The sequence below is a fragment of the Myxococcus sp. RHSTA-1-4 genome (assembly GCF_020037125.1).
GTDB lineage: Bacteria > Myxococcota > Myxococcia > Myxococcales > Myxococcaceae > Myxococcus.
The window spans coordinates 162,352-183,085 of sequence record NZ_JAIQDG010000014.1; the positions used below are offsets into that span (position 1 = coordinate 162,352).

The window sequence follows — 20,734 nt, forward strand, 5'->3', positions numbered from 1 at the left end:
AAGCTGTAGCCACGCCCCTCCGCCGCCCACTACCTCTCGAGCCAATGGTGGCGTGGACTACTTCACGGTGCGGCGGCCGGGCGAGCTAGGGCCGGCCCGGGTCGGCGGGCTGGTTGTAGGCGTAGGCGTCCGCGCCCGGCGCCCGGTCCTCGTGGAACAGGGGGCACTTGGCGCAGGTGAAGCTGTCCCAGTCCTTCTTCACCGCCACGTCGATGCAGCCGCCGTAGAAGCGGCAGTGAACGTTGCGATGTTCCTCGATGGCGAAGGACTCGGCCCGCAGCGGCAGGCGGAACTCGGTGGGACGTGGCTGTGGACAGGACATGGCGTCTCTCTTGCCCCCCTCGTGAAGGCTGTAATCCCTCTACCTGCTGGTGCAGGGCGTCATTCCCGGAGCGCCATGGGCGCCTCGCGAGACTCGCGAGGTCCGGCCTCATGGGTTCCAGCAGGGGGCGTCGTTCTCTAACGGCGGGAGGGGACACGCGCATTCAGCGTGCCCATGGGGAGGAACGCGTGGCCCTTCGCTCGTGGGGCGGGCATGCGTCCGAAGTCTTCACCCGGCGGGGGCTTTCCCCGAAGATGCGGGCCATGTCCCCCTCCCCCCGAAGCCCCCGCTTCACTGCCGCCCCGTCCCGCCGCTGGCTGGGAGCCCTGGCCCTGGCCACGCTGCTCGCCCTCACGGGCTGCTCCGCCTTCTCGCGCGCGGTGAAGGAAGGCGACACCGCCAGCCAGCAGCAGAAGTGGGCGGAGGCGGAGGCCGCCTACCTGCGCGCGCTCGCCGCGGACCCGGAGGCGTCCGAGGTGAAGGTGAAGCTGACGAAGGTGCGCCAGGCGTGGAGCGACGTGGTGCTGGAGGAGGCCCGGGGCCTCCACGCCAATGGAGACCTGGACGGCGCCATGAAGCGGCTGGTGCGCGCGCTGGAGTTGAACGCGGAGAACGGGCCGGCGCGGGAGCTGCTGGGCCAGACGCTGGACGCGCGCGTGGCGGTGGGACAGGCGGCGCTGAAGGAGGAGCGGCTGAAGGAGGCGCGCGCCGAGTTCGACGCGGTGCTGTCGGTGGCGCCGGACCACGCTGCCGCGAAGCGGGGCGTGGACGGCGTGCAGGTGGCGTGGGCGAAGCGCTGGTTCGGCACCGGGGAGTCGCTGGAGAAGGCGGGCAAGCTGGGCAACGCGCTGGTGGCGTACGTGCGCGCGGACCAGGAGCGGGTGGGTGCCACGGCGGCCCGCGAGCGGGCCGAGGTGGTGCGGCAGAAGCTGCGCGACGAGGTGGCCTTCCTGGTGGTGGCCACGCCGGTGGAGGACCGCGCCGGCGCGCCGGACGTGGTGCAGCGGCTGGGGGCCGGAAGACTGGCGGCGATGCTGCCCACGCAGCTTCCCCTGCGCGTGGTGACGGACGCGCCCGAGGGGCGTGAGGGCGTGCGGCTCGATTTGTCGCTGGAGCGCGTGCTGCCCCTGAAGACGACCGAGGACTCGCAGCGCACGCAGCGCTACCTCGCCGGCAACCGCTCCGTGCCCAACCCGCGGCGCGCCGGCTTCGAGGGCAAGCTCCTGCAGGCCGAGCGCACCCTGGAGGAAATCGACCGCAAGCAGGCCGCGACGCTGCGCGAGTACCTGCGCATGCAGGCGGAGCTGCTCACGGTGCGCGAGGGCGCGGAGCGCTGCCGGGAGCGCGAGCGGCGCGAGTGCCGCGAGGCCTTGCAGGAGTGCGGTGAGGCGGCGCGCGAGGCGGAGAAGCCCGGGGAGCTCCCCGGCGACTGCAACCCCTCGCGCTGCGCCAGCGGGGCGTGCGCGCAGGAGGAGCAGCTCCTCGTCCAGAAGGCCAACGCGGTGAAGGAGAAGGAGAAGGCGCTGGAGGCCGCGCTCGACAAGTCGGAGGCGCAGCGCATCGAGGTGCAGCGCAACCGCGACACCGCCTTCCGCGAGCCCGTCACCGTGGAGGAGCCCATGTACTCGGACTTCGTCTACGACGTGCAGCTCCACCGGCTCACCGTGACGGCCTCCGTCACCGCGGTGATGAAGGACCTGCTGAAGGAGAAGGCCGTCGTCGCCCCGCTGACGCAGGACTACGCGGTGGCGCACGAGGACGTGGCGCACAAGGGCTATGACCGCTACGGCGTGCTCGCGGACCCGGTGCAGCTGCGCAACGAGCTGGAGCTGCGCGTGGAGGTGGGCGACAAGGCCGTGGCCGACCTCGCCCGCCGGGTGAAGGAGCGCTTCGACGTGTACCGCGGCAAGCGCGTGGAGGATGCCCGCCGCGGCATGGTGCGCCCCGGCGCCGAGGACGTGGTGGAGACGGCGGTGCGTGCGCTGCTGCTCACCGCGGACGCGCCCCCGCAGGACATCCTCCAGCCCCTTGGCCGCGCCCGCGGCCTCAACCGCCCCGAGGCCCTCATCGGCCTGTAGCGCATGACCCGGGGGGACCAGGAAGACCCACTTTTCCTGTGATTGCTGTTGTTTTCCAAGTTGGCGAGAGAGCGGCGTAGCCGAGAATCCGCCAACTTTGCTGTCAGTCTGTCCTGTATCAGGACAGTTTGGGTTCTAAGTGTAAATACCTAGAACGGCTGGAAATCAGGACCGAAATGTAAAGAAATATTCCTGTTTGCGGACAGGTCCTGGCGTACCCATGCACCGCCCCAGGCGAAGGGCCTGAGTTGAAAGCCGAATGATGGCGCCGGGTTGGAAGCTGGCACGGCGAGTGCTTGGAGGGGCGAGCACCCCTCATCCAACCAAGGATGTCCATGTCCCAGAACAAGGTTGTCGGCGCCCTCACGGGCCTGGCGCTGCTCGCCGGTTGCGGCGGCGGCGATGGTTCCACTCCCGCCCCTGAGACCACCGGTCAGGGCATGACGTATGAGCAGTTCCTCTCCGTCGTGTACCAGGAGCCGGAGACCGGTCTGTTCATCGCGGACGGCGACACGGTGTTCGCCTCCGAGAAGCACCTGCGCGAGTTCTACGAGCAGAACGTCAAGAACGGCCAGCTCATCCTCCACACGGTGGGTGGCGCGGACGCGAAGTGGAGCGACACGCAGAAGCTGAACCTCACCTACTGCGTGAGCACCACGTTCGGCACCAACTACAACTCGGCCGTGTCGAACATGACGGCCGCGGCGAACGCGTGGGAGGCCGTGGGTAACGTGAACTTCATTCACGATACCTCGCAGGACTCCAACTGCACCGCGAGCAACACCAACGTGCTGTTCGACGTGCGCCCGGTGAACTCCGGCGGCCAGTACCTGGCCCGCGCGTTCTTCCCGGACTCGGCGCGCTCCAGCCGCAACGTGCTCATCGACAACACGGCATTCGGCAACAACCCGCCGTGGACGCTGGCGGGCATCCTGCGTCACGAGCTGGGCCACACGCTGGGCTTCCGCCACGAGCACACCCGCCCCGAGTCGGGCACCTGCTTCGAGGACAACAACTGGCGGGCGCTGACCACCTACGACTCCGCCTCCGTCATGCACTACCCGCAGTGCAACGGCACGCAGACGGGTGACCTGGTCATCACCACCAAGGACACCCAGGGCATCCAGGCCCTCTACGGCGCGCCGGGTGGCAACCCGCCGCCCCCGCCGCCGGGTGGCACGCCCACCACGGAGACGCGCTCTGGCAGCGTCGCCTCGGGCGCGAACGTGAACTACGGCCCCTTCAGCGTGGTGGCCGGCACCGAGTTCAAGGTGACGATGACGGGCACGGGTGACCCGGACCTGTACGTGCAGTTCGGCGCGGCCCCCACCACCAGCAGCTACGCCTGCCGTCCGTACCTCTCTGGCGCCTCCGAGACGTGCACCCTGACGGTGCCGGCCGGCCAGACGAGCGCGTACATCATGGTGCGCGGCTACTCCGCCGGCACCTTCAACCTGACCATCGCGTACACCAAGCCGAGCTCCGGCACCGGCACCCCGGCGACGGACACCAAGTCCGGCAGCGTGGCCTCGGGCGCGAACGTGAACTACGGCCCGTACAGCGTGCTGGCCGGCACCTCCTTCAAGGTGGTGATGACGGGCTCGGGCGACCCGGACCTGTACGTGCAGTTCGGTTCGGCGCCGACCACGACCAGCTACGCCTGCCGTCCGTACCTCAGCGGCGCGGCCGAGACGTGCGACATCACCGTGCCCGCGGGCCAGTCGAGCGCGTACATCATGGTGCGCGGCTACACCGCCGGTACGTACACGCTGAACATCAGCTACACCAAGCCGTAGTCTGACTTCAGTCAGGGCTTCGTCAGCGGGCGGTCTCCTCTCGGGGAGGCCGCCCGTTGTATTTGGTGCGCCCAGCATGGGCGTGGGCCCGCGTTGACGCGCGGCGTGCGGCGGAGGCTCCCCCCGGTGGAGCTCGAGCGCCGTGCCCGTGCCTTCAGTCCAGGATGGCGCTCACGTCGGAGCGCACGGCGCGCAGGGCGTCCATGCGGCGCCGCCGGGCCTCGGCGATGGCCAGGTGCCAGACGGCCGCGGCGCAGCCCAGCACCAGACAGCCGAGCCACAGCGTGGTGGCGCCGAAGCGGCCCAGCAGCAGTCCGCCCAGGGCGGGCGCGGCGCACGAGGCCAGTCCCCACAGCATGTGGTAGGCGCCCTGGTAGCTGCCACGCAGCTCCGTCGGGGCCAGGTCCGCCACCACCGAGGGGGCCACCGGGGCATGGGCAATCTCACCCAGCGTCCACACCGCCACGGCCAGCATGGCCAGCCCCATGGTGTCGGACAGCACGTGCAGCCCGAAGCCCAGGCCGGTGAGCCCCGTGGCCACGGCCAGCGCGACGGCGCGCCGCATGCCGCCCAGCACCCGGCCGGTGAAGGGCTGCAGCACGACGATGAGGACGCCGTTGATGGCGAGCACCGTGCCGAACTGCGCCGGCGTCAGCCCTCGCTGGCCCAGGTCCACGGGCAGCGCCATGTGCCCCTGGAAGAAGAGAAGGGCCACCACGAAGACGGGCAGGCCGAAGGCGAGGAACACCGGGTCCCTGAAGGGCGCGAGCAGGGCGCCCACGGCGGCGTGCGGGCCGGCGCTCCGCGGCTCGCCGGCGGGACGCGTGGTGGGCCGCGTCTCCGGCAGCAGCAGCCAGATGCAGCAGCCGTAGAGGAAGGTGGTGATGGCGTCGACGACGAAGAGCAGCACGTAACCGAAGCGGGTCATCAGCCCCGCCAGCGGGAGTGCGATGGCGACGCCCATGTTGACCACCCAGTAGAGGAGGCCGAAGGCGCGGGTGCGGTCCCCGGGTGGCACCACGTCCGCGACGGCCGCGGACACCGCGGGCCGGTACAGGTCTCCGACGATGCCGAGCGTGAAGGCGGCCACGGCAATCCAGAGGGGCTCGCGGGCGAAGCCGAGGAAGAGCATGCCGGCGGCGCCCAGCCAGAGTCCTCCGGCCAGGGTGATGCGCCGGCCCACGCGGTCCGCGAGCGTGCCACCCAGCGGACCCGCGATGACGACTCCCGCGCCGTGCAGCGAGACGACGAGGCCGGCCTGCTCCACGGTGTAGCCGCGCTCGCGCGTGAGGTAGAGGGCGAGGAAGGGGACGACGAAGGAGCCCAGCCGGTTGATCATCGTCCCTACCCACAGCACCCAGTAGGTGCGGGGCAGTCCTCCCACCAACGACCGCGCCCACTGGAGCAGCGCGCCACTCATGGGCTCCTCCGTGGGACGGCGGGAACGGAGGCGGGACGCGGACGACCGGAGCGAGGGGGCATGGAGGCGGAGGAGCATGCGCCAGCGGGACATCCTCTCCAAGCTCCCGCGGTGGAGGGGGCACCCTCGCTTTCCGGGCTCACCGGGGATGCTTGCTGTCGAGGTGCCTCGGGTTACCGGGCGCTTGCCGGGGGAACACATCTCGTTGTCCGCCGCCGGGTGGGCTGCAATCTTGGGTGCGTCATGCCGGACTGGAACGACCCGCGCTACTTCGCTGCCATCTCCCGTGAGGGGGCGCACACGGGCGCATTCCGTGCGCTGCTGGTGGAGGCGGCGACGGTGGTGGGGAGCGGCTCGTTCCTGCCGGTGTTGGCGGCGCGGCGAGGGAAGGCTCGGACATCATGAGCGTGGTCATCGGGTTGCTGGGGACGTGCCTCTTGCTGGGCGTGCTGGCCCGGCACAGTGGACGGTTCCCGCCGGGCGCGGCCGGGGCGTTCAACACCTTCGTGCTGTACGTGGCGCTGCCGGCGCTGGTGCTGCGGGTGATGCACCGGCTGGAGTTCGTGCCGGAGCTGGTCGTGGCCGCCGTGGTGCCGTGGCTGTACTACGTGGCGGCGGGCCCGTTCTTCCGGCTGCTGGGGCCGAGGCTGGGGCTGTCCCGGCAGTCGGTGATGGCGCTGGTGCTGACGGGGGGCCTGGGCAACACGGCCTTCGTGGGACTGCCCATGGCGGAGGCGCTGCTGGGGCAGGAAGGGCTGGCCGTGGCGGTGGTGGCGGACCAGCTCGGCTCGTTCATGGTGTTGTCCACGCTGGCGACGCTCGCGGCGACGCGGGCGAGCGCGGAGACGCCGCTGCCGTGGCGCGTGCTGGCGCGGAAGGTGGCGACCTTTCCTCCGTTCCTGGCGCTGGTGGTGTCGCTGGCGCTGCGGCCATTCGGCTTCCCCGTGTGGCTGGACACGGTGCTGGAGCGGCTGGGGGCGCTGCTCACGCCGCTCGCGCTGTTCTCGGTGGGGTTGCAGCTCCGGCTGACGGGGCTGCGGCACCGGGTGCCCGCGCTGGTGCTGGGGCTGTCCTACAAGCTGCTGCTGGTGCCGGGGCTGGTGATTCTGGGGCTGCTGGCGATGCCGGGCCTGGCGCCCATGGTGGTGCAGGCCACGGTGCTCCAGGCGGCGATGGCGCCCATGGTGAGCGCGGCGATTCTCGCGGCCGAGCACGAACTGGACCCGGAGCTGGCCGTGCTCATGGTCGGCGTGGGCATTCCGCTGTCCTTCGCCACCGCTCCGTTGATGCTGTGGCTGGTGCGGTGAGGGACGCGGGTGGACACGGGCCGAGCCTGCCCGGCCGCCCTGCCTGCGGGCATGCGGCCGTACCGCTGTCGTGCAGGCACCGTCCCCCTATCTTTCGCCCATGGCTGAGCAACCACCGAAGGCCTCGGGTGCGCCCGGGGGAGACCCGCGGCGGATGGAGGTTCGGCGGCCCATCGCCGAACTGGGCGCGCGCGCCTACGCCATCCAGCTACTGAACGATGCCGGCATCCCCTTCCTGGTGGGCGGTGCGTACGCGTTCGCGCACTACACGGGCATCTACCGCGACACGAAGGACCTCGACCTCTTCATCCGCAAGGCCGACGCCGACCGCGCGCTGGAGGTGCTCGGCCAGAATGGCTGGCGCACCGAGAGCAACGTCCACGGCTGGCTGCACAAGGCCTTCTGGGACGACTTCCTGGTCGACCTCATCTTCGCGGCCGGCAACGGCCTCACCGTCGTCGACGACGGCTGGTTCGAGCACGCCGCCGGCGCGCAGATGCTGGGCTGCCCATGCAAGGTGCCTCCCGCGGAGGAAATCTTCTGGAGCAAGGCCTTCGTCCTGGAGCGCGAGCGCTTCGACGGCCACGAGCTCACCCACCTCCTGCTGAAGGCGGGCAGGGACTTCGACTGGCCGCGGCTGCTCAAGCGCTTCGACCGGTACTGGGAGGTGCTGCTCGGGCACCTGATGTTCTTCCGCTTCGCCTATCCCGCGGACCGCGCCATCGTCCCGGATTGGTTGATGAACGAGCTGCTCTCCCGTGCCAGCGGCTCCGTGCAGGAGGGCAACTGGGAGCAGAAGCTCTGCCGGGGCCGGCTGCTGTCCTATGTGAGCTACGAGGTGGACCTCAACGAGTGGGGCTACGAGGACGGCCGCGCCTGGGACGAGCAGGACCGCGAGCGGGGTGACGCGAAGCTCGCGACGGGACACGCGAGCAGCATCCACGGGCCTCACTGAGACAGGGCGCGCGGAGGGGAGCGTCGCGCCTCATGTCCCATCGGAGAGCGGAGGGAAGGCGCTCTCCGCCCTGATGGAGCCGCGGGCCTGCTCGTCCGGTTCGTCCCAGCCGGAGACCGGCTGATGCCCTTCTTCTTCCAGCATCATCATCGCGATGTGGTGCGCGGGCACGCTGAGGTCTTCGATGTCCTCCTCGGCTCGGGAGGTGCGGGAGCGCGCCTCGCCCTCGCTCAGTCCCGCGAAGGCCATGGCTGGCGGAGCCGACAGCCACTCCTCCTCGGTCATCGCGGGCGCCTGGGAGCGGGGCTCCGGGGGGACGGCGTGAGGTTTCGCGGCGCCCCGCGCCTCCGCCACGGTCGAGCGGGGCTTCGCCATCCCCTGGGCCCCCACCGTCGTCGTGGGAGGCCTCGCGGCGCCAGGGGTCTCCATCGCCGCCGCGTGAGGCTTCGGCGGCATCGCGGCGGTGGTGCCTACCTCCACGCCGGATGCAGGCGGACGCGGTGCCGCGAAGGGGGCCTGCCGCGCCCAGCTCGCGGGCGCGGGCGGAGGCGCGGGCATCTGCATGCCCATGGGCATGGCTCCCTGCATCCCCATCCACGGAGTCCGGGTCCGCTCCCACGCCGCCGCGAGGGAGGCCCAGGACGTGGCCAGCTCCGCCCACGACGCCGCGATGTACGCCCACGCCTGGGCCACGTCCGCCCAGGAAGGGGCCGCCTCGGAAGCGCCGGCCTGTCCTCGTGCCGGTTCCATCCCTGGAGTGACACCTTCGCCGCTCATGACGCACCCCCTGGAAGCAACGTCTTCCCTCCAGGTCCGCACGATTCACGCCAATGCAACCCGGGCAGCCGTGCAGGCAGAGGCCGCCACGAAGACGGAAGCCCCGCGAGCATGACGCGGGGCCCTCCATCACGCGGCTCCTCACCGCGCCGTGACGTCGAAGGTCTCTGGACGGAAGTGGGAAGATTCCCGCGGTGCTCCAGCGAGGCGACACATCGGGCGGCGGGGCCGGAGCCGCTCCACGCCACCCGGAAAAAGAGTCCGGCGTTACGCGAGCGCGGTCGTGGCGAAGGACAGCTCCACGCCGTTGTCGCGCACACGCATCTGCGGCTTGGACAGCCAGTGGCACTGCGGACAGTAGCTGTGCGCACCCGCCTGTGAGGCGCGCACAGTCACTTCGCCGCCGCAGAGCACGCAGCCGTCGGGGAGGACGAATTCGGCGAACTTGTCGCCGTTGCTGCTCTCGAAGTGAGTCATGCTCTTGAGGTAACGCAGGATCCGCGCGGCACAAGGTGACCCGGGGTGTACCCCGGTACGCACAGCCACCGGCCGCTTCCATGGCGTCTCGTCCAGGCAGGCGGGCAGCCGGGCCCTCCTGCAATCCTTACCGCCTCCCCCCCGAGTGCTGACTGCCCGACACCCCAACCGGGGAAGTCCACGGCCTCCGGCTGGCACGGGGATTTCAAGGGGAAGGGGGAATGGATGTGGGAGGGGATGGCATGGGCGAGGTGGCACAGGTGGAGCTTCTCCACGACAAGCGGGGCTGGGGCGTGGAGGTGCTGACGCGGGAAGGGGCCGTCCGGCGCTACCGCTACGGCAGCGAGGCCCAGGCCCGGTACTTCGCCGCCGTGTTCGCCCTGGGGCCCCGGGTGCTGCCTCCGGTGGCACCCGCGCGGCGCAAGCGCTCCCGGCGGGCGGCCTGAGGCCCCTACCCCGGCTTCCCTCTACCCTTGCGGGCGGGTTTCGGAGAGGCTTTCGCGCCATGAGCGACGCATCCAAGCCCTTTCTTCACCGTCCCAACCGCCAGCACATCACCAAGGAGCCGGACCCGGCGGGCCGCTGGTCCACGCAGTTCCCGGACATGATTGGCTACGCCAGCCAGGGTGGCGGCAAGGTGCCGGCGGACTTCGGCTGGAACACCAACCCCAAGCAGTGGCAGGAGGAGATGACCCCGGAGACGCTCGCGGCCCGCTACGACGAGCTGCGCATCCTCCCTCCGAAGCCCCAGGCCCCGGCGCTGCCGCAGGGCACCGAGGCCAGGAAGGAGTAGCGCCCCCGCGCTCCTAGCTGAACGGCAGGGCCGCGAGCCGCTCCCGGAAGCGCGAGAGCATGTCCCGCGTCCCTGCCTCGTCCAGGCCGCCGCCGGCCTCCTGGCGCGCCTTGCGCAGGAAGAGGTCGAACGGCGCCGAGCGCCCCTGCAGCGCGCCCGCCGCGTCCACCGCCTCCGCCAGCACGCGGGCGGCACCCTGCGAGCCGAGCGCCAGGTGCATCTCCACCTGCTCCAGCTTCATCCCGCACTCCGCCCATACCGCGCGGTCGTGCACGATGAGCCAGGTGCGCGTCACCTCCTCCATGTGCCCGTCCAGGGCCGCGAGGAAGGGCTCCACGATTTCCGGGAGGGTGTCCGGCCCCAGCTCCGGCCGGGAGGCCGTCTCCAGGAGGCGCGCGCGTGCCTCCAGCACCTCGCGCTTATGGGGCGTGCGCAGCGCCACCGACGCGGGCAGGGAGATGAAGGCCGACAGGCTCTCCGCCACCTGCTTCGCCAGCGCGGGCCGCGCGGAGGGCTCCGCCTTCGCCGCGCGCTCCAGCCGGCCTTGCAGGGAGCGGCGCAGGTCCGCCGCCGCCGCGCGCAGGGCGGCCCGCGCCGCCACCTGGTGCACGTAGCCGGGCACCACGTCCTCGCGGCGCACGTCCTCGAAGGCCGCGGCGGTGAGGTAGACGAGGTCGCCGATGCGGACGCTGAAGTCGGCGCGGAACGCCTGCAGCTCCGCCATCAGCGTCCAGCGGTCGCTTACCACCTCCGGGCGGCGCATCTGCTGGCCCAGCTCGCCCACGCGCTTCGCCAGCCGCTCCGCGCTGGCGTGCAGCACCGCTTCCACCTCCTGCGCCAGCCGCTCGTCCGAGCTGGCGGGAGGGGGCGCCCACCCTTCTCCGCCGCCGGCCGGGCGCGCGGGTGGGGGGAACTCCTTGTTGATGGCGGCGACGAGCTGGTTGACGCCCATCACCGTGTCGCCGATGGCCGGCGCCATCGTCTCCCACAGGGACAGGTCCGCGCCGCCGTCCGGCTCCACGGAGGTGGGCTCGTACTTCGCGATGCTCAGGTGCCCCAGCCGGTCGATGGCCACGGCCGCGGCGCGGTGGACGCGCGTGAGACGGTCCGCGAGGTGGCGGTCCGTGAGTAACTCCAGGAGTGTCTCCAGCCGGGAGGGCAGGGCGTCCTGGGGAGGACGGGACTTGGGTTTGGGGGTCGGCGCGGGCATGTGGGGTGTGGGCTGTGGGCCTCGACGGCGGACAGCGGAGGAGGAACCCTAGCGCACCGTTACAATCCGGTGAAAATCCGGGGCTCGGCAGGGAACGGCCGCCCCTGCGTAGGGTGTCGTAGAGTGGGGAAAGGGGAGGAAATATGACAAACCGCTTTCGCCGCCGGCTGCTGGCCGGGGGGCTCGCCGCGTTCCTCGTGGGAGGCGCGCTGGCCGTGGCCTCGTGGGACGTGTGTCTGTCCGCCTGGGCGCTGCGCGGGGTGAAGGTTCCGCGCTGCCCGGACGGGCAATTCCGGCAGACGGTGGGGCTGAGCGCCTACGGGCTGTCGCGCGGAATCGCGGGCCCGGTCTCCGTCTGGGCCCAGGCGCATGCACCGGACCCGCGGCACGGCGGGCTCATGGACAGCCGGGTGCGGCGCGGCTCCGCGGAGCTGTTCCTGGTGGACGCGGAGGGGAAGGAGACGCCGCTCACCCCGGAGAAGGAGCACGGCTGGCAGCGGGATGACGCGTACGCGCTGGCGGCGCGGGTGGCGCTGCCGCAGGTGCCGGATGGGGACTACAAACTGCGCGCCCGCGTCACCAGCCCGCTGGGCACGGACACGGTGGACGCGGCGCTACCTTTATATGCGCCCGCGCGTGTGCACGTGCTGACGGACCGGCCGCTGTACGAGCCGGGCCACGAGGTGCGCTTCCGCGCGGTGGTGCTGCGCGCGAAGGACCTGTCGCCGCTGGACGGCCGGCCCGGGACGTGGCTCTTGAAGGACCCGTCCGGAGAGGTGGTGCTGGAGGAGCGCGCGCCGGCGGGCCCGTGGGGCGTGGTGGCCGGCAGCTTCCCGCTCGACAGGGGCGCCGCCACCGGCACGTGGACGGTGAGCTGGTCCAGCGGTGGCGCGCAGGCGCAGGCCGCCTTCCAGGTGGAGCCCTTCACCCTGCCGCGCTTCCGCGTGGAGGCGCAGAGCCCGAAGCCCTTCTGGCGGGCCGGGGACACGCCGGAGGTGGAGGGGCAGGTGGTGTACGCCTCGGGCGCGCCGGTGGCGGGCGCGGAGGTGGAGCTGGACTGGAGCCACTCGGGGGACTGGCCACCGCCGGTGGAGTGGCTGGCGGACGGCGGGCTGCCCAGGCGTGCGCGCACGGACGCCGCCGGCCGCTTCCGCGTGGTGCTGCCGCGCGTGCCCATGGACCTGCGCGGCAACGCGCGGCTGACGGCGGGCGTGGTGGCGAAGGACGCGGCGGGTGACAGGGTGGAAGGCGCGGTGTCGCTGCTGCTGGCCGAGGACGCGCTCGCCGTTTCCGCGGTGACGGAGCTGGAGGACGGACTGGTGGCGGGCTTCAGCAACCGCGTCTACCTGCGCGCCACCACCGCGGATGGCCGGGTGCTGCCCGGCACGGAGCTGACGGTGAAGCGCGCGTGGGACCCTCGGGACGAGGGCGTGCGCGCGGTGACGGACGAGGACGGCGTGGCCGCCTTCCAGTTGGACCCGGGGCCTCCCGTCAACGTGGTGGTGCCGCCCATGCCGGTGCGCCGTCCGCCGCCGCCTCCGCCCGTGGAGCTGGGCGGTGTGAGGGATTTGGTGGATGAGAGTGGAGAGGCATCCTTGCAGGACCAGCTCGCGGTGGAGGGCTGGCTGCCGTCGCTCTTCCCATGCGCGCGCTTCGTGACGCCGGACGACGGCTTCCAGAACGTGGAGCTGGGGCTGCGCGTGGGCGCGGGGGGCGCGGTGGCGGACGTGGTGGGCGCGGACGGCCCGCTGGCGTCGTGCCTGGCCACGGTGCTGCGCTCTCGCGCGCTGCCGCCCGGGCGTGAGCGCGTGCTTCGGCTGGAGCTGGGGGGGAGGGACCCGGACCTCCCCCGGCTGGAGATGGAGGTGGAGGAGGCCGCCGGAGAGAGCGCGCCGCTGTCGGGCGTGCTGGCCACGGCGGCGAGGGACGCGCGCGTGTGCCTGCCCCGGAACCTGGAGGTGGAGGCACCGCTGCCGGCCGCGCTGAGCTGGCGGCTGGGAAGGACGGGGCCGGAGGTGGCGGCGTCGTGGGTGACGCTGCCGAAGCAGGAGGGGGCGCTGCCGGCCTCGGTGCTGCCCTGCATCCAGGAGAAGTTCAGCCGGCTGCGGCTGTCCCCGGCGCCGGAGGAGAAGGACGCGCGGGCCGAGGCCCTGGGGGTGGCGCGCTTCACCGCGTACCCGGCGGGTGCCGGCGGCGAGGACGGGCCCGCGCAGGCCACCGTCTTCCTGGGCTACGAGCTGAAGGTGAGCGCGAAGGACGCGGGCGACACGAAGCTGGTGCTGCGTCCGGCGCAGCTTCCGGACACGCGGCTGCGGGCCACGCCGGTGCTGGCGCGCGCGGGGGACGAGGTGCGCATCGACCTGATGCGTGGCCCCGGGTACGCGGGCCAGCTCCCGGAGGAGCTGGTGCTCCAGGCGGGCGCGACGCGGCTGGAGGCGAAGCTGGAGAAGGGCTCGCGCACGGCGCGCTTCCGGCTGCCGGCGGACTTCGAGGGCTGGGCCGAGGCGCAGTGGGAGGGCGCGGTGGCGCGGGTGTACGTGGCGCCGCGCGCGCAGCTCTCCCTGGAGGTGTCGCCGGAGAAGCCGGCCTACGCGCCCGGCGAGCTGGCCCACCTCCAGGTCCGCACGTGGGTGGACGGCAAGGAGGGACCGGCGGCGGTGGGCCTCTTCGGCGTGGACGAGACGCTGGGGCAGCTCGCGCCGCTGCCGGGCGCGGACTCGCTGGGCAGCGTGCGGCCCGTGCCCTCGGTGGCCACGCCGGCCTTCGGTGTGCTGGATGGGCAGGCGCTGGCCATGGGGCGCATCCGCGGCTCCAACGCGGCGGCCGCGGCGCTGCTGCGGGTGAGCGCGGTGCCCCAGCGCGAGGACGCCGAGCCTCGGGTGTCGGTGAACGCGACGAGCCCCTTCGAGCCGGACGCGGAGCTGACGGAGCCCTTCTACGCGGTGCTCGCGGAGCTGCACGCGCAGGTGCGGGCCTGGGAGGAGAAGGCGCCCGAAGGGGAGACGCTGGACCCCGCGGAGATGGCGAAGCTGTGGGACGGCGCGCTGGCCGCGTGTGAGAAGCGCGGCGAGCGGGTGACGGACGCCTTCGGCCGCCGGCTGCGGCTGTCGAAGCTGCCCTCGGACCTGCTGGCCCTCACCGACCCGCGGTCCGTGGTGTCGAGCGGGACGCGGCTGCCGGAGGACGTGGAGAACTGGAACGCGTGGGTCGCCCGGGAGGCGCCATGAAGCGCACAGTCGTCGTGGGGGCGGTGGGCCTCCTCGTGGGATTCGTACTTGCGTTGTTCGTGCTGGTGCTCGGGGGCGACATCCTCCGGAGCGGCTTCGGTGCGTCCGCGAACGCGCTGGCGGGCGAGCCGGAGCACGTCGTGCTGCGACTGAAGCAGATGGACTCGTTCGGCGGCGCGGTTGCCCAGGAGGTCGCGGCGGCGCCCGCGGCCGCTCCGATGGAGGAGGGCGGGATGCCCTCCTCGCCCCCCATGGCCAAGAAGCTGCGCGCCGTCCTCAAGGAGGAGATGCCCAAGGGTGCCGGGGCCGCGCGCGGGGGCATGGGCGGGCTGGAGGAAGCGCCCGCGGAGGAAGCGGCGCCGAGCCGGGCGTGGTTCCCGGAGACGTTCCTCTTCGAGCCGCTGGTGGTGACGGACGCGTCGGGCGCGGCGACGGTGCCGGTGCGCGTGCCGGACCGGCTCACCCGGTGGCGGGTGCTGGCGCTGGCGCACTCCCGCTCCGGCGCGCAGGCGGGCGCGGTGGCGGGCTTCGCGGGCACGCTGCCCACGTACGTGGACCCGGTGCTGCCGCCCTTCCTCCGCGCGGGGGACGCGGTGCGGCTGCCGGTGCAGGTGGTGAACACCACGGAGTCCGCCGTGGAGGCTCCGCTGAAGGTGGAGGTGCAGGGCGCCACGGTGGAGGGCGGCGCCCGCGCGGTGCGGGTGCCGGCGCGGGGCAGCGTGGTGGAGTACGTGACGGTGCGGGTGGCCGGGCCCGGGCCGGTGTCCGTGCGCGCCACGCTGGGCGGCGCGGACGCGGTGGTGCGGGACTTCGACGTGTGGCCCACCGGGCGTCCCGTGCTGCAGACGCGCGGGGGCACGCTGGCCGCGCCGCGCACGCTGTCGCTCTCCGGGCCGGACGACGCGCAGACCGGCAGTGAGCGGGTGCGGCTGCTCGTGTACCCCGGCGCGCTGGGCGTGCTGCGCTCGGAATGGGGCACCGCGGGGACTCGCATGAGCACCGCGGACGTGGCCTACGCGCTGACGCTGGTGGGGCGCTCGCCGGAATTGCTGGCCGCGCTGGGCGAGACGCAGTCGGCGGAGGCGCTGAAGGCGCTCACCTCGGGCGAGAAGCGCATGGCCTCGCCGCCGCGGCCGGTGGAGGGCGCGGTGGACGTGGAGGCGATGCGCAAGTTGCTGGCACAGGTGACTCAGCGCGCGCTGCGCGAGGGCCGGGCGCCGGACGTGGCCACGGCGGCGCTGCTGGCGGAGGGCGCGCTGGCGCACCCGGGCAACCCGGTGCTGGCCCGCCTGGGCGAGCGTCTGGCGGCTCAGGTGGCGGCGGCGCAGCTCCCGGACGGCACCTGCCAGGGCGGTGACGGCTGGACGCTGCAGCGGCTGCTGGTGGCCACCGCGGACTGCACGCGCGCGGTGAACGCGGCGGCGGGCACGCCCGAGGGCAAGCGCCGCGCGGCCCTCTTCACCGCGCGGGCCTCGGGGGCGCTGGAGCGCAACCGGGCGCACGTGAAGGACGGCTACACCGCGGCGGCGCTGCTGGCGAGCGGCGCGGTGACGGGCGCGCTGAAGGACGACCTGCGCGCCCAGGTGCGTGACGCGGTGAAGACGCGCGAGGGTGGGGCGTACCTGCCGGTGGAGCCCGGCGTGGTGGACGCCAGCGGCCAGACGCCCTCGGAGGCGGAGGCCACGGCGCTGGCGGTGCTGGCGCTGGAAGGAGACACGAAGGCGCCGCTGGCGGACCTGGGCGCCTCGCTGCTGTCCGGCTACGAGCCCGTGCTGGGCTGGGGCGGCGGGCGCGCCAACCGGCTGGCGCTGCGCGCGGTGGTGGCCCTCTTCCGCGAGCCGCTGCCCGCCCAGGTGCGCGTGGTGCTGGAGCGGGACGGCCAGCCCATCACCGAGGGCACCTTCGATGCCAGGGCGCTGCGCGAGGTGCTGGCCCTGGAGGCGGCGGCGCCGGGCTCGGCGGGGGCGCACACCTGGACGGTGCGCGCGGAGCCCGCGGTGCCCGGGCTGGGCTTCTCGCTGGCGCTGGCCGCGGCGGTGCCCTGGAAGGCGGAGTCCCAGGGCGGGCTGGAGCTGTCGGTGAAGGGGCCCGCGGAGGCGAAGGTGGGACAGCCGGCGGAGGTGGTGGTGCAGGCGTCCACACCCTCCGGCCTCGAACTGGAGCTCCGGCACGGGCTGCCCGCGGGGGTGCAGGTGGACCCGGCCAGCCTGAATGCGCTGGTGTCCGAGGGCCGGGTGACGTCCTGGGACGCAGAGGACGGCGCGGTGACGCTGAAGCTGCCGCCCCGGGGCGCGGGTGAGCCCTTCCAGGCGCGCTTCCGCGTCATCCCCACGCTGGCCGGCACGCTTCAGGCGGGGGCTTCCTCCCTGAAGGTGGTGGCGCGCCCGGACCTCGTTTCCTACGTACCTCCTACCACGTGGGCGGTGCGCTGATCGCCACGTCCTGCCCCCGGGGGCACTGTCGTGGACAGTGTCTCCGGGGAAATGTCTGCTCAGCACCGTCCGGGTTCCGAATCGATGGCGGTCCCCGCATACCCCCCCTGTGAATCCAGCCGGGAGATGCGGCAGATTGCCGTGAGCGTCGCGAGGCCGGCCCCGCCTCGTGGTTTCATCGTGGGTGACACCATGGAGCTCGACGCCGACGAGAGAGACGAGCTGCTGCGGGTGCTGCTCAGCGCCTTCCCCTCGGTGGAGGAGCTGCGGCGCGTGGTGGGGGCCAACCGGCGCCAGGAGCTGGAAGCGCTCGCGTCCACGGGGAGCGTCCGCGAGCGCATCTTCGCGCTCATCCACCGGGCGGAGCTGGAGGGGTGGACGCGCGAGCTGGTGACGGGGGCGTACGCGGCCCTGCCCCGCAACCCCCGGCTGCTTCGCTTCGTGCAGGGGTACTTCGCGTCCGTGCAGCGGAGCATCCCCCGCGTCAGCCTGGAGCGCATCTTCGGCCCGGGGTGGGCGGGGGGCGGGCTGGACGTGTGGCGCCGGCGGCTGACCTCCATCGGGCGGCAGGTGTGCCGCGTGGAGCCCCAGGTGGGCGCGGCGCTGGGCACCGGCTTCCTCGTCTCGCCGAACGTCGTCCTCACCAACTTCCACGTCATCGAGAACAAGCTGCTGGAGTCGCTGCGCGTGCGCTTCGACCACAAGGTGCTGCCGGACCGCACGCTGCTCCAGCCGGGAAGGGTGTACCGGGTGACGAAGTGCCTGGCGCACAGTCCCTACAGCCCCGCCGACCTGATGCATCCCCGGCCGCGCGAGGCCACGGTGAGCGAGCTGGACTATGCCTTCCTCCAGGTGGAGGGCGCTCCGGGCGAGGCACTGGTGGACGGCGAGTCCCGGGGCTGGCTGGAGCTGCCCGAGACGCGGGAGCCCTTCACGCCCGGCAGCCTGGCGCTCATCTTCCAGCACCCGGAGGGCCAGCCGATGAGCGTGGCGGTGGACGAGTTCCTGGGCGTCAACCCGTCCCGCACGCGCGTGGCGTACCGGGCCTGCACGGGGCCGGGCTCCTCGGGCGCGCCGTGCTTCACGCAGGACCTGCGGCTGGCCGCGCTGCATCACAGCGGCGGCCCGCGCATGCCGTCCTCCACGGGACACAACGAGGGCATCCCCACCGACACCATCCGGGACAGCCTGCCCCCGCGGGTGCGCGACGTGCTGGGGTGGAGGTGAGGGGCCGGGGCGCGAACTGGAGCCGTGGGGCGCGCCTGTTATCGTCGGTGGATGAAACCCTCCTCCACCCGTTCCGCCGTCCTCCGCCATGGCGCGGGCCTCGCGCGCCTGGCCCTGGTCCTGTGGCTCATCGCGCCGTGGGTGGCCGCCCGGGCGCAGCAGCCGGTCCGGCTGCGCGTGGCCGGCGCCTCCGCCAGCAACGAGGTGAAGCTGCGCACGACGTCGGAGGACTTCCGGCACGTGTTGCGCGTGGACCTGCTGACCGTGCCGGGCGCGGAGGGCGAGGAGCCGTTGCCCGGCGGCGTGACGGTGCTGGTGGACCCGCTCCAGTCCCAGGACGGCGTGCAGGTGCCGCTGACGGCGACGATGAGCGGAGCCGTGGCCGGTGGCACCACCGCGCTCATCACCGCGCGGCAGCCGCTCCAGGTCGAGCTGTCCGGCCGGCTGCCGGCGGTGGGGGACTACACGGGACAGGTGGTGCTCCTCCACGCGGGCGGGCGGGAGACGACGGCGCTCACCGTCACCCGCGTGCAGGCGGTGCCCGCGGTGCAGTTCGTCGCCGCGTCTCCGGCGGTGGCCTCGTCGGGCTGGGGCTGGAGCACGGTGGATGCCACCGTGCGGCTGCCCTTCAAGGAGACCGCGGGCGTGAGCGGGCGGATTTCCTCTCCACGGCTCCTCCAGCTCCAGCGCAAGGCCCCGGACCTGGGCGCGGTGCTGGTGCAGCCGGACTTCGCGGAGGCCCGATTCACCGTGGAGGGCGCGCCGCCGGGCGGCGACAGCCAGGACGCGGTCTCGTTCCCGCTGGAGGCCCATGGCAGTGGCGCGCTGGTGCTGTCCCTGCGCGGGCTGGACGGGCCGGGCGAGTACACCGGCACCGTGCGGATATCCGTCCCCTCGGGCGCGCCGGTGGAGCAGACCTTCACCGTCTGGGTGCGCTCTCCGTGGACGTGGGGCGCGCTGCTCATCGCGCTGGGGGCGCTGTCCTCGTACGCGGTGCGGCTGTACTCGCAGCGCATCCGCCCGCGGGCGCTGCGCCTGCAGCGGGCGCTGGCGCTGCGCCGCAGGCTCCAGTCGCTCATGAGCGGGCAGGACGCGGAGGCCCGGGAGGTGGGCCGCGCGGTGCGCGGGCGGATTGACGCGCTCGTGTCGGAGATTCGCAAGCCGGTGCGGGGCATCCGCGTGGGCGACGCGGAGCTGGCGGCGGTGGAGCCCCGGCTGCGGCTCTACGAGGCGTGGTGCGACGCCGCGCGGAAGGTGCGGGCGCTGCCGGAGGAGGTACGTCCGCCGCAGGCAAGCCAGGTGCTCGCCGCCGCGGAGGAGGCGCTGCGCGGCGAGGACGTCTCGGCGGAGCAGCTCGAGGCGCAGCTCAAGGCGGTGCGGGAGCTGGACGTGGCGGGGCTCGCGCGCGCGGGGCTGGAGGCGCGGCTGCAGGACATCGACAAGCAGGCGCGCACGCTGGCGAAGCAGCGCGGGGAGGAGGACACCCTGGGCTTCCGGCTCACGTACGAGCTGCTGCCCCTGTTGGGGACGGTGCGGGATGCGCTCGCCGGGCCGGACCTGGCGGCCGCGCGGCAGCAGCTCGAGCTGGCCCGCCGCTCCTATTTCGACATCCTGTGCGCGGAGCTGTCCACGGCCGTCGCCGCCCTCTCTCCGCCGCGTGGCTTCACGGCCGACGAGTGGAAGGAGCTGACGGCGGACGTGAAGGAGCGGCTGCGCCAGGCCCGGGCCCGCGCCGATGCCAGCGTGGATGATGCGTTCCGCCTGTACCAGGGGGCCCATGCCATCTACGTGCGCCGGCTCGTCATGGAGCTGCGCAAGGAGGTGGAGCAGGCGCGCGAGGAGGCCGACACGGACGAGCAGCGGACGCTGCTGGACGAGGTGGGCGCGAAGCTGCGCGAGGCGCTGGGGGCACTCGCGGCGGAGTCTCCGCACGAGGCGGCCATGAAGTATGGCGAGGCACGGGATGCCCTCCACCGGGCACACTCGGTCCAGGTGCGCCAGCGCATCCTGGCGCTGCGAGCCGACGTGGCGAAGGCGCGAGCCGGGACGACGGAGCAGTCGCAGCTCAACGAGCTGGGGGCCATCGACCGGTGGCTGGAAGAGGCCCGGGCCGCCCTCGACGCCGAGGCGCCGCAGGAGGCCGCGCTGAAGTACGAGCGGGCGCGAAAGGCCCTCCAGAGCTACCCGAGCCCGCAGCGGGTGACGGCCGGGCAGGTCGTCCTGGAGTCCTTCACGGCGGGAGGGGTGGAGCAGGAGGCCAGCGCGCCCACGGGGGGCAGCATCCCCTCGCTCCCGGAATCGCCCATGGCCCTGCCCCCGCTGGGGGAGCTGGACGGACTGCCGCTGCCGTCACCGCGCCATCTGTGGCTGGTGGAGCTGGGGGTGCTGGTGCTGCTCACGGGGCTGGCGGTGGCGCTGGGGCTCCAGTTGCTCAATGTCTTCTCGCCCACCTGGGGCGGCTTCGGCGCGGGGATGACGGCGTTCCTCTGGGGCTTCGGCCTGCACCAGGTGGGCAACGCCACCTTCGAGGGGCTCACCGGGCTGCTCACGCGCGTGGAACGTCAGGGCTCTTCGTCCTCCAGTTGAGGGCCTGGCCCCGTTTCCAGCCCATGGAATTGCCAGGATGGGCAATTCTTTGCGTATAGGCATGTGAGTGACTGCGTGAGGGGAAAGGCCCACCGGGGCCATGTCGGCTCCGGTCAATGACAGACGT

Annotated in this window: 16 protein-coding genes; 11 read left to right on the top strand and 5 right to left on the bottom strand. The window is 72.9% G+C overall.

Going from position 1 to position 20,734, the window contains the following annotated elements:
- Positions 1-85: 85 nt before the first annotated feature.
- Positions 86-322: a hypothetical protein gene (locus K8638_RS20270; RefSeq protein ID WP_223756204.1), complete on the bottom strand. Its 237-nt coding sequence runs from the start codon at positions 320-322 to the stop codon at positions 86-88.
- A gap of 263 nt (positions 323-585) precedes the next feature.
- Here K8638_RS20270 and traC point away from each other — a divergent pair, with 263 nt between their 5' ends.
- Complete coding sequence (traC, locus tag K8638_RS20275) at positions 586-2,400, top strand: outer membrane exchange accessory lipoprotein TraC (RefSeq protein WP_223756205.1); 1,815 nt, start codon at positions 586-588, stop codon at positions 2,398-2,400.
- Between the two features lie 335 nt (positions 2,401-2,735).
- Positions 2,736-4,196 carry a pre-peptidase C-terminal domain-containing protein gene (locus K8638_RS20280; RefSeq protein ID WP_223756206.1) on the top strand — a complete coding sequence of 487 codons (1,461 nt, stop codon included), beginning with the start codon at positions 2,736-2,738 and terminating at the stop codon, positions 4,194-4,196.
- Between the two features lie 154 nt (positions 4,197-4,350).
- Here the strand turns inward: K8638_RS20280 and K8638_RS20285 are convergent, their stop codons facing one another.
- The gene (locus K8638_RS20285) at positions 4,351-5,616 is read right to left on the bottom strand and encodes an MFS transporter (RefSeq protein ID WP_223756207.1); all 1,266 of its coding nucleotides are present in this window, start codon (positions 5,614-5,616) and stop codon (positions 4,351-4,353) included.
- Between the two features lie 243 nt (positions 5,617-5,859).
- On the opposite strand from K8638_RS20285, the gene K8638_RS20290 reads away from it, so the two are divergent.
- From K8638_RS20290 to K8638_RS20300, 3 genes are all read left to right on the top strand, one after another.
- Positions 5,860-6,021 (top strand): hypothetical protein, encoded by a 162-nt coding sequence (locus K8638_RS20290; RefSeq protein WP_223756208.1) that lies wholly within the window; start codon positions 5,860-5,862, stop codon positions 6,019-6,021.
- Positions 6,018-6,923 carry an AEC family transporter gene (locus K8638_RS20295; RefSeq protein ID WP_223756209.1) on the top strand — a complete coding sequence of 302 codons (906 nt, stop codon included), beginning with the start codon at positions 6,018-6,020 and terminating at the stop codon, positions 6,921-6,923. Before K8638_RS20290 ends, K8638_RS20295 begins: the two co-directional genes overlap by 4 nt.
- A 154-nt stretch (positions 6,924-7,077) precedes the next feature.
- Positions 7,078-7,878, top strand: a complete 801-nt coding sequence (locus tag K8638_RS20300) for a nucleotidyltransferase family protein (protein ID WP_223756210.1) — start codon at positions 7,078-7,080, stop codon at positions 7,876-7,878.
- A 30-nt stretch (positions 7,879-7,908) separates the two neighbouring features.
- Here K8638_RS20300 and K8638_RS20305 read toward each other — a convergent pair whose 3' ends face one another.
- Positions 7,909-8,628: a hypothetical protein gene (locus tag K8638_RS20305; protein ID WP_223756211.1), complete on the bottom strand. Its 720-nt coding sequence runs from the start codon at positions 8,626-8,628 to the stop codon at positions 7,909-7,911.
- Between the two features lie 294 nt (positions 8,629-8,922).
- A complete protein-coding gene (locus K8638_RS20310) occupies positions 8,923-9,132 on the bottom strand; it encodes a hypothetical protein (protein ID WP_223756212.1) in 210 nt (69 codons plus the stop codon).
- A 242-nt stretch (positions 9,133-9,374) separates the two neighbouring features.
- Between K8638_RS20310 and K8638_RS20315 the strand changes: the two genes are divergently transcribed.
- Both K8638_RS20315 and K8638_RS20320 read left to right on the top strand, forming a co-directional pair.
- On the top strand, positions 9,375-9,578 hold the full coding sequence (locus K8638_RS20315) for a hypothetical protein (RefSeq protein WP_223756213.1): 204 nt from the start codon (positions 9,375-9,377) through the stop codon (positions 9,576-9,578).
- A gap of 59 nt (positions 9,579-9,637) precedes the next feature.
- Positions 9,638-9,925 carry a hypothetical protein gene (locus K8638_RS20320; protein WP_223756214.1) on the top strand — a complete coding sequence of 96 codons (288 nt, stop codon included), beginning with the start codon at positions 9,638-9,640 and terminating at the stop codon, positions 9,923-9,925.
- A 13-nt stretch (positions 9,926-9,938) separates the two neighbouring features.
- Here K8638_RS20320 and K8638_RS20325 read toward each other — a convergent pair whose 3' ends face one another.
- Entirely contained in the window at positions 9,939-11,135 is a 1,197-nt protein-coding gene (locus K8638_RS20325; protein WP_223756215.1) for a hypothetical protein, read from the bottom strand.
- A 143-nt stretch (positions 11,136-11,278) separates the two neighbouring features.
- On the opposite strand from K8638_RS20325, the gene K8638_RS20330 reads away from it, so the two are divergent.
- The 4 genes from K8638_RS20330 (at position 11,279) to K8638_RS20345 (ending at position 20,607) form a co-directional block, all read left to right on the top strand.
- Positions 11,279-14,362, top strand: a complete 3,084-nt coding sequence (locus tag K8638_RS20330; RefSeq protein ID WP_223756216.1) for a carboxypeptidase-like regulatory domain-containing protein — start codon at positions 11,279-11,281, stop codon at positions 14,360-14,362.
- On the top strand, positions 14,359-16,794 hold the full coding sequence (locus K8638_RS20335; protein WP_223756217.1) for an alpha-2-macroglobulin family protein: 2,436 nt from the start codon (positions 14,359-14,361) through the stop codon (positions 16,792-16,794). Before K8638_RS20330 ends, K8638_RS20335 begins: the two co-directional genes overlap by 4 nt.
- Before the next feature lie 192 nt (positions 16,795-16,986).
- Positions 16,987-18,021, top strand: coding sequence for a trypsin-like peptidase domain-containing protein (locus tag K8638_RS20340; RefSeq protein ID WP_223756218.1), 1,035 nt, complete (start codon positions 16,987-16,989; stop codon positions 18,019-18,021).
- A gap of 51 nt (positions 18,022-18,072) precedes the next feature.
- Positions 18,073-20,607, top strand: coding sequence for a hypothetical protein (locus K8638_RS20345; protein WP_223756219.1), 2,535 nt, complete (start codon positions 18,073-18,075; stop codon positions 20,605-20,607).
- Positions 20,608-20,734 lie beyond the last annotated feature (127 nt).

Coding starts and splice junctions, on each gene's coding strand:
- K8638_RS20270 (WP_223756204.1), bottom strand. CDS start 322: ATGTCCTGTCCACAGCCACGTCCCACCGAGTTCCGCCTGCCGCTGCGG.
- traC (WP_223756205.1), top strand. CDS start 586: ATGTCCCCCTCCCCCCGAAGCCCCCGCTTCACTGCCGCCCCGTCCCGC.
- K8638_RS20280 (WP_223756206.1), top strand. CDS start 2,736: ATGTCCCAGAACAAGGTTGTCGGCGCCCTCACGGGCCTGGCGCTGCTC.
- K8638_RS20285 (WP_223756207.1), bottom strand. CDS start 5,616: ATGAGTGGCGCGCTGCTCCAGTGGGCGCGGTCGTTGGTGGGAGGACTG.
- K8638_RS20290 (WP_223756208.1), top strand. CDS start 5,860: ATGCCGGACTGGAACGACCCGCGCTACTTCGCTGCCATCTCCCGTGAG.
- K8638_RS20295 (WP_223756209.1), top strand. CDS start 6,018: ATGAGCGTGGTCATCGGGTTGCTGGGGACGTGCCTCTTGCTGGGCGTG.
- K8638_RS20300 (WP_223756210.1), top strand. CDS start 7,078: ATGGAGGTTCGGCGGCCCATCGCCGAACTGGGCGCGCGCGCCTACGCC.
- K8638_RS20305 (WP_223756211.1), bottom strand. CDS start 8,628: ATGGAACCGGCACGAGGACAGGCCGGCGCTTCCGAGGCGGCCCCTTCC.
- K8638_RS20310 (WP_223756212.1), bottom strand. CDS start 9,132: ATGACTCACTTCGAGAGCAGCAACGGCGACAAGTTCGCCGAATTCGTC.
- K8638_RS20315 (WP_223756213.1), top strand. CDS start 9,375: ATGGGCGAGGTGGCACAGGTGGAGCTTCTCCACGACAAGCGGGGCTGG.
- K8638_RS20320 (WP_223756214.1), top strand. CDS start 9,638: ATGAGCGACGCATCCAAGCCCTTTCTTCACCGTCCCAACCGCCAGCAC.
- K8638_RS20325 (WP_223756215.1), bottom strand. CDS start 11,135: ATGCCCGCGCCGACCCCCAAACCCAAGTCCCGTCCTCCCCAGGACGCC.
- K8638_RS20330 (WP_223756216.1), top strand. CDS start 11,279: ATGACAAACCGCTTTCGCCGCCGGCTGCTGGCCGGGGGGCTCGCCGCG.
- K8638_RS20335 (WP_223756217.1), top strand. CDS start 14,359: ATGAAGCGCACAGTCGTCGTGGGGGCGGTGGGCCTCCTCGTGGGATTC.
- K8638_RS20340 (WP_223756218.1), top strand. CDS start 16,987: ATGGAGCTCGACGCCGACGAGAGAGACGAGCTGCTGCGGGTGCTGCTC.
- K8638_RS20345 (WP_223756219.1), top strand. CDS start 18,073: ATGAAACCCTCCTCCACCCGTTCCGCCGTCCTCCGCCATGGCGCGGGC.